We start from the raw sequence: 7,544 nt of genomic DNA, 5'->3' as shown, positions 1-7,544 counted from the left end.
CTGTGTCATCTTCACGACCTGCGCGGTCGCGGCTGCGACGCACTGGCTGCTCGGCCTGCCCTGGGGCGTCGGCTTCGTGCTCGGCGCGATCGTCTCGCCGCCCGACGTGGTGGCGCCGCTCGCCATCGCCAAGCGTCTGCATCTGCCGCACAGGATTCTGGTCATCCTCGAGGGCGAAGGCCTCGCCAACGATGCCACCGCGCTCATCCTCTATCGCTTCGCGGTGCTCGCGGTCTCGACCGGCTCTTTTTCGCTGCCGACCGCCGCCGGATCGTTCGTCCTCATCCTGTTCGGCGAGATGGCGTTCGGCATCATCGTCGGCTGGCTCAGCCTGCGGCTGCGCCAGTGGGCCCACGATGCACGGGTGGAAATCCTGCTGTCGCTGCTGACGCCCTATCTTGCCTACTGGGTGCCCGAACATCTCGGCGGATCAGGCGTGATAGCCACCGTGGCCGCCGGACTTTACGTGAGCTGGAACGGACCGCTGCTGATCTCGGCGGCGACGCGGCTTCAGGGCATCTTCTTCTGGGATCTTGCAATCTGGCTGATCGAGGGCGTGCTGTTCCTGTTGATGGGCTTCGAGGTCCGGGTGCTGATAGAGAAAGCGAAGGCGGTCCCGATCGGCGAGGTGCTGGTGGCGATCGCGCTGACATCCGCCATCGTCATCGCCGCGCGGTTCATCTGGGTGTTCCCCGGCACCTACCTGACCCGCGTCCTCAGCGCGCGGGCCAAACGGCGCGATCCGACCCCGCCCTGGCGCTATGTCGTGGTGATCGGCTTCACCGGCATTCGCGGCGTGGTGTCGCTCGCGGTGGCGCTGGCCCTGCCGCTGACGCTGCCGGGCGGTGAGGCGTTTCCCTATCGCGACCTCATCCAGTTGACGAGCTTCGGCGTGATCTTCGTGACGCTGTTCGGCATCGGCCTGACGCTGCCGGTGGTCGTCAACCTGCTCGGAATCTCGAAGCACGGCCATCGCGAGGCGCTGAACGAGCGTGAAGCGGAAATAGCGGCGCGGCGAACCATCATCGAGGCTGCGCGCGAAGCGCTCACGACCATCATCGCCGAGCGCAAGCTGCCCGAGGGCCTCGCCAAATTTCTCGAAGCGCGGCACGAGACCCGGATGCGGGCGCTGCCCGATCCGCCGCGGGACGGCGACGAACATTCGCCGGCGACGAGGGGAGCATCCATGGTGCGCGAAATCATCGGCATCGAGCGCACGCATCTGCACCGGCTCTTGCGCGAGGGCAAGATCACCGACGAAACCCGCCGCCGGATCGAGCGCGATCTCGACCTGGAGGAAGCGGTGGTCGACAACCGGGAAAAGCACACGCCGCTTTAGGATCGCAAGCGTCGTGAATGCACCGCCACCATCATGCCCGCGCTTGTCGCAGGCATCCCCGTCAAATCATCATATGCAATCAGGGCTAAAGACCTTGATGGCCGGAACAAGTCCGGCCATGACGAAGAACGTCGGCGTAGCGCCCTGTTGATCTCACTCCGCGGCGGTCACCGCTTCGGCCGGCGCCTTGCCGCCGGCGCCGTAACGCTGCTCGATGTAATCGATCACCAGCGCCTTGAAGTCCTGCGCGATGGCCGGCCCGCGCAACGTCTTGAACTTCTTGCCGTCGACGAAGACCGGCGCGGCCGGCGCCTCGCCGGTGCCGGGCAGCGAGATGCCGATGTCGGCATGCTTGGATTCGCCGGGGCCGTTGACGATGCAGCCCATGACGGCAACGTTAAGCTGCTCGACCCCGGGATACTGCGCCTTCCAGTTCGGCATCTCGTCGCGAATGAAGTCCTGGATCGACCGCGCCAGTTCCTGGAACGTGGTCGAGGTGGTGCGTCCGCAGCCGGGACATGCCGCGACCAGCGGCACGAAGGTGCGGAATCCCATGGTCTGCAGCAGTTCCTGCGCGACCTGTACTTCCAGCGTGCGGTCGCCGCCCGGCTCGGGCGTCAGCGAGATGCGGATGGTGTCGCCGATGCCCTGCTGCAAGAGGATTCCGAGCGCGGCGCTGGAGGCGACGATGCCCTTCGAGCCCATGCCGGCTTCGGTCAGGCCGAGATGGATCGCGTAATCGGAGCGCGACGCCAGCGTCTGGTAGACGGCGATCAGGTCCTGCACCGCCGAGACCTTCGCCGACAGGATCATCTTGTTTTTCGGCAGGCCGATCTCCTCGGCGCGCTTGGCCGACAACAGCGCCGACTGCACCATCGCCTCGCGCGTCACCGCGCGGGCATCCAACGGCGCGGCCGATTTGGCGTTCTCTTCCATCAGATGCGTCAGCAGTTCCTGATCGAGCGAGCCCCAGTTGGCGCCGATCCGCACCGCCTTGCCGTATTTGATCGCGGTCTCGACGATGTCGGTAAACTGCTTGTCGCGCTTGTCCTTGAAGCCGACATTGCCCGGATTGATGCGGTACTTGTCGAGCGCCTCGGCGCAGGCCGGATGATCGGCCAAGAGCTTGTGGCCGATGTAATGGAAATCGCCGATCAGCGGCGTGGTGATGCCGCGCTTGCGCAAGCCGTCGCGGATATGCGGCACGGCGGCGGCGGCCTCGTCGCGGTCAACCGTCATGCGGACCATTTCCGAGCCGGCCCGCGACAATGCCGCAACCTGGGCGATGGTGCCCTCGATGTCGGCGGTGTCGGTATTGGTCATCGACTGCACCACGATGGGCGCGCCGCCGCCGACGGCGACGTTGCCGACCATGACCTGCGTGGTTTTGTGCCGCGGACTCGGGCCTGCGACGTCGATTTGCGACGGGTTTTCGAGCTTGTTCATGGGTCTCAAATATCAGGTTTTCGTCAGATTCAGCAACGGATCAATGGCGGGCGGTATCCCGAATTCGACGTTCGCTCAACCCTACAGCTAGCCTTTTGCGAACTTCGAATTCAAAGCGATACCGCTAAATTTTAAATTCTAGTGCGGTTTGGGTTCAGGAGTTTCCTCCAAACCATGCGGCGAAGGGAAAGGAAACTCCTGAACCGCCGCACCAGGCCGGTTCACGAGGTAAAGGCCGGCAACCACCAACAGCGCCGCAAGTCCGAAAGCCGGCGTCAGCGGATCATGCATGATCACATAGCCAGCCGCGACGCCAAACAAAGGGGTGATGAAGGTAAAAGCCGACAATTTGCTGGCGGAATAAGTCTTAACCATTGAAAACCATATCAAAAATGTCAATCCCACCACCCAGACGGCCTGATAGGCCATCAGCGACAGCGCCAGCGGCTCCGGAAACCGGGTCAGCGTCTCGCCGGCGGCCCAGGCCGCGAGGCCGAGAATCGGGATTGAAACCGCGACCTGATAGATCAAGGTTTTTTCCGGCGGCAACGAGATCAGCGAACTCGCCTTCACCAGGAGCGTGGTAGCCGCCCACAGCGCGCCGCCGACGACGATCATGACGTCGCCGAGCAGCACGCGGCCGTCGACATCCGGCTGCGGCACGCCGATCGCGCAGGCGACGCCGGCGAAGCAGAGCGCGAGGCCGCCCCATTGCGACGCGCGCAGCCTTTCCCCGAGAATGCGGGAGGAGCCGAGCGCGACAAAGAACGGCGCGGTGTAGAGAAACACCACGGCGCGCGACGCCGTGGTCAGCAGCAGGCCGTGGTAGATGAGCACGAATTCGAATCCGAACAGCACGCCGGCGGCCAGGCCGGGGCCAAGCGTGCCGTCGCGCTCGAACAACGCCACGCCGCGCAGTCGCGCAATCACCAGCAGCACGACGAGGGCGCCGCAGGAGCGGACGAAAGCTTGCAGAAACGGCGGAATGTCGGGCAGGACGAGTTTCACCGCGACCTGATTGAAGCCCCAGCTCAGGCAGAGCATCAGCATCAGGGCGATCGCTCCCGCGCTCAGCGGCCGGCTCGCGGATGTCAGGGCTGGATCGCTCGTTGAATGGTCCCCGGTGGGCCGGATCGCCGCCGTATCGTGATCGGCGGAGCATCGGATGATTGGCGCTAGGCCGCGTTCTGGCAATGCGCGCAGGTGCCGGTGATTTCGACCACCGAGAGTTTCGGCGTAAAGCCGGTGGAGCGCACCGCGTCGCTGAGACTCTGCGCCACGCGGCTTGCCGGAATCTCGCCGACCGACCCGCAACGCTCGCAAATGAGAAACGCCACCAACGCACTCGTATCATGGTCGTGCCCGCAGGCGAGAAACGCATTGCGGCTTTCGATCCGGTGAACGAGACCATTTTCCATCAGAAAGTCGAGCGCGCGATAGACCGTGATCGGCGCCGGGCGCGGCATCGATTTCGCCAGTTCCTCGATCACCTCATAGGCGCCGAGCGGGCGATGGCTCGACAGCAGCGCCTGCAGCACCTGGCGGCGGATCGGCGTAAATTTCTGCGCGCGCTGCGCACAGACCTTCTCCGCATGGCTGATCGCCTCCGAGGCGCAGCGGTCGTGATCGTGCCCGGGCACCGGGAATGTCGGTCTGGTCGCTGTCATCTGATGTCTATCTAAACCGTTTGAGCAGATTGCGCCGCTCTATTTCAATTCAGCAGCCATATTCGCGGAATACCCGCATCTTGCAGCGCAACATAGCGGCCTTCCAAAGGTATTATGTGCCGGCAAGCAGCCGGCATGAGGCGGGTTCCCGGTGTCGGGGAAGCCAGCCATGAGCTGCACGCAGGTCAGCTTTTTCATAGCGAGGGAATGCTTTTCATGAGCTTGCTTATTATAACGAGTGTTAGGAGTTCTCGATATGCCCGACCGTTCAGTCGATAGCGACTTTCTGTTTACCCTGTTCGAGGTGCAGCGCCTGCTCCGGCTCTTTGCCGACAAGCAGGCGTCGCGCTACGGCCTGAACCGGGCGCAGTGGGCCGTGCTCGCCAAACTGGAGCGCACCGAGGGGCTGAAGCAGGCAGATGTCGCCGAGCTGATGGAAATGCAGCCGATCACGCTGACACGGCTGATCGACAAGCTCTGCAAGGCCGGCCTGATCGAGCGCCGCGGCGACGAAACAGATCGTCGCATCAATCGTCTTTACCTGACCAAGGCCGCGCGTCCCCTGCTGGCCCAACTCGCCGTGTTGCGCGGCGAAATCACGCAAGCTGCGCTCGCCGATATCAGCATCTCCGACGCGCATCGTCTGATCGCGCAACTCGGAACCGTCAAGGACAACGTTCGTAACGCGCTGCAAGGCAACGCGCCCGTCGACAGTGAGAAAGCGAAAGAGCGGCACTATGGCTGAGCCCGCCCTCAAATTTCCGCCCGACCAGAAGGGCGCACCGACGGAGCCGCCGCCGCCGACGGCCCCCGATGCAAAGCCGCGCCGGCAGTTGCTGGCTTCGCTGCGCCGCTACCGCCGGCCGCTGCTTCTGGTCATGCTGCCGCTGATCGCGCTGATCGCCGGGCTGACCTTCTATCTGTCGGGCGGCCGCTATGTGACAACCGACGACGCTTATGTCGGCGCGCAGAAGGTTCTGATCACGCCCGAGGTCTCCGGCAAGATCGACAGCGTGACCGTGAAGGAGGGACAACACGTCAAGGCGGGCGATTTGCTGTTCGAGATCGATCCCGTGCCGTTCCGCCTGGCCGTCCGGCAGGCGGAAGCGAAGCTGAACGACGCGACCATCGAGTACAACACGCTGAAATCGAACCTCGCCAATTACGCCCAGTCCGAGGCGCTCGCCCAGGAGAGCATCGACGTCAAGCAACGCGACGTCGATCGCAAGACGACGCTCGTGAAAAGCAACTTCGGATCGCGCCTCGATCTCGACAACGCGCTTAGCGCGCTGGTGCAGGCGAAGGGCGTGAACCAGATTCTGGAGCAACAGATTTCGAATACCCGCAACAAACTGCTCGGCGATCCGAATCTGCCGCTGGAAAAATTCCCGGCCTACGCACAAGCCAAGGCCGCATTGGCCGACTCGCAGCGCAACCTTGCCAATACGGAACTGCGCGCGCCGATCGACGGCGTCGCGACGCAGGTCGACAACATCCAGCTCGGCCGCTTCGTGACCGCTGGAACGCCGGTATTCAGCGTCGTCGATCTCGATCACCCCTGGGTCGACGCCAATCCCAAGGAATCCGACTTCACCTACGTGGCCGTCGGACAGCCGGTCGATCTCTCCATCGATTCGTTCCCCGATCATGTCTTCAAGGGCACGGTCGGGTCGCTCAGTCCCGGCACCGGCGCGACATTCGCGATTCTGCCGCCGCAGAACGCCACCGGCAACTTCGTCAAGATCGTGCAGCGCATTCCTGTGCGGATCTATTTCGACAAGAACGATGCACGGGTCGGCAAGCCGAAATCAGGCATGAGCGTCTACGTCTCGATCGACACCAATCACCGCCGCTCGCTCGCGGGCCTGTTCGGCCTGTCCCGCGCGAAGCAGGACTAAGGCGATGCCGGCGGCCGCCGCACACTCGGCTGCGGTTCCGGGGCTGCGCCGGAACATGGTGACGATCTGCGCCATGACCGCGACCATCATGCAGGCGCTCGACGCCACGATCGCCAACGTCGCTCTCCCCTACATGCAGGGGTCGCTGTCGGCGTCGCAGGACCAGATCAACTGGGTGCTGACGTCCTACATCGTCGCAGCGGCCATCATGACCGCGCCGGTCGGCTGGATCGCCAACCGGTTCGGCCGCAAACGTATCTTCATCCTCTGCTCGGCCGGCTTCACGCTCGCATCCGTCTTGTGCGGACTGGCGCAGGATATCACCCAGATGGTGCTGTGCCGCCTGCTGCAAGGCATGTTCGGCGCGGCGCTGGTCCCGCTGTCGCAGGCGGTGATGCTCGACAGCTACGCGCTGCACGAGCGCGCCAAGGCGATGGCGATCTGGGGCATGGGCGTGATGCTGGGGCCGATCATGGGCCCCTCGCTCGGCGCCTGGCTCACCGAAAGCTATAGCTGGCACTGGGTGTTCTTCGTCAACCTGCCGTTCGGCCTGATCACGGTCATCGGCCTCATGATCTTCATGGACGAGACCAGACTGGACACCAAGTTGCAATTCGACTGGTTCGGTTTCGGCGCGCTCGCCGTGGGCATCGGCGCGCTGCAACTTGCGCTCGATCGTGGCGAGCAGCTCGACTGGCTGGAGTCCTGGGAGATCACGCTCGAGTTCATCGCCTCGGCCGTCGGCTTCTATTATTTCTTCGTGCACTCGCTGACGACCAAGCGCCCATTCGTCCAGTTCGCGATCTTCAAGGACCGCAATTTCGCGACCGCCCTCATCTTCATGGCGGTGATCGGCGTCGTGCTGTTCTCGACCATGGCGCTGGCCTCGCCGCTGTTCCAGAACGCCTACGGCTACCCGATCCTGACCGCCGGGCTCCTGCTCGCGACGCGCGGCGGCGGAACGTTCGTGGCCATGATGATGGTCAGCCGTCTCATGACGTACTTCGAAGCGCGGACACTGATCGCCGTCGGCCTTTCGCTGATCGCTATCACGCTTTACGACATGACCGGCTGGACCGCCGATGTTTCGGTGCAAACCATCGTCATCAACAGCGTCCTCCAGGGTTACGGTATCGGCCTTGTCTTCGTGCCGATGACGACCGCAGCCTTCATGACGCTGCCCGATCGTTTGCG

Annotated in this window: 7 protein-coding genes; 4 read left to right on the top strand and 3 right to left on the bottom strand. The window is 63.8% G+C overall.

Annotation, left to right across the window (positions count from 1 at the left end):
* A partial coding sequence (locus BGN91_RS08430; RefSeq protein WP_292612223.1) for a cation:proton antiporter occupies window positions 1-1,339 on the top strand: 1,339 nt, incomplete at its 5' end.
* Between the two features lie 153 nt (window positions 1,340-1,492).
* Here the strand turns inward: BGN91_RS08430 and ispG are convergent.
* From ispG to BGN91_RS08415, 3 genes are all read right to left on the bottom strand, one after another.
* Entirely contained in the window at window positions 1,493-2,785 is a 1,293-nt protein-coding gene (gene ispG, locus BGN91_RS08425; RefSeq protein WP_292612221.1) for a flavodoxin-dependent (E)-4-hydroxy-3-methylbut-2-enyl-diphosphate synthase, read from the bottom strand.
* A gap of 138 nt (window positions 2,786-2,923) precedes the next feature.
* Complete coding sequence (locus tag BGN91_RS08420; protein ID WP_292612219.1) at window positions 2,924-3,835, bottom strand: DMT family transporter; 912 nt, start codon at window positions 3,833-3,835, stop codon at window positions 2,924-2,926.
* A gap of 125 nt (window positions 3,836-3,960) precedes the next feature.
* A complete protein-coding gene (locus tag BGN91_RS08415) occupies window positions 3,961-4,452 on the bottom strand; it encodes a transcriptional repressor (protein WP_292612217.1) in 492 nt (163 codons plus the stop codon).
* Between the two features lie 256 nt (window positions 4,453-4,708).
* On the opposite strand from BGN91_RS08415, the gene BGN91_RS08410 reads away from it, so the two are divergent.
* The 3 genes from BGN91_RS08410 to BGN91_RS08400 form a co-directional block, all read left to right on the top strand.
* Window positions 4,709-5,197: a MarR family transcriptional regulator gene (locus tag BGN91_RS08410; RefSeq protein WP_292612215.1), complete on the top strand. Its 489-nt coding sequence runs from the start codon at window positions 4,709-4,711 to the stop codon at window positions 5,195-5,197.
* Complete coding sequence (locus BGN91_RS08405) at window positions 5,190-6,350, top strand: HlyD family secretion protein (protein WP_292612213.1); 1,161 nt, start codon at window positions 5,190-5,192, stop codon at window positions 6,348-6,350. The genes BGN91_RS08410 and BGN91_RS08405 overlap by 8 nt, the downstream gene beginning before the upstream one ends.
* 4 nt (window positions 6,351-6,354) lie before the next feature.
* The coding region (locus tag BGN91_RS08400) for an MDR family MFS transporter (RefSeq protein WP_292612211.1) at window positions 6,355-7,544 on the top strand (1,190 nt) is incomplete at its 3' end.

Source organism: Nitrobacter sp. 62-13 (assembly GCF_001896955.1).
Taxonomy (GTDB): Bacteria; Pseudomonadota; Alphaproteobacteria; order Rhizobiales; family Xanthobacteraceae; genus Nitrobacter.
This window is presented reverse-complemented; position numbering and strand designations above follow the sequence as displayed.

Coding starts and splice junctions, on each gene's coding strand:
- ispG (WP_292612221.1), bottom strand. CDS start 2,785: ATGAACAAGCTCGAAAACCCGTCGCAAATCGACGTCGCAGGCCCGAGT.
- BGN91_RS08420 (WP_292612219.1), bottom strand. CDS start 3,835: ATGCTGATGCTCTGCCTGAGCTGGGGCTTCAATCAGGTCGCGGTGAAA.
- BGN91_RS08415 (WP_292612217.1), bottom strand. CDS start 4,452: ATGACAGCGACCAGACCGACATTCCCGGTGCCCGGGCACGATCACGAC.
- BGN91_RS08410 (WP_292612215.1), top strand. CDS start 4,709: ATGCCCGACCGTTCAGTCGATAGCGACTTTCTGTTTACCCTGTTCGAG.
- BGN91_RS08405 (WP_292612213.1), top strand. CDS start 5,190: ATGGCTGAGCCCGCCCTCAAATTTCCGCCCGACCAGAAGGGCGCACCG.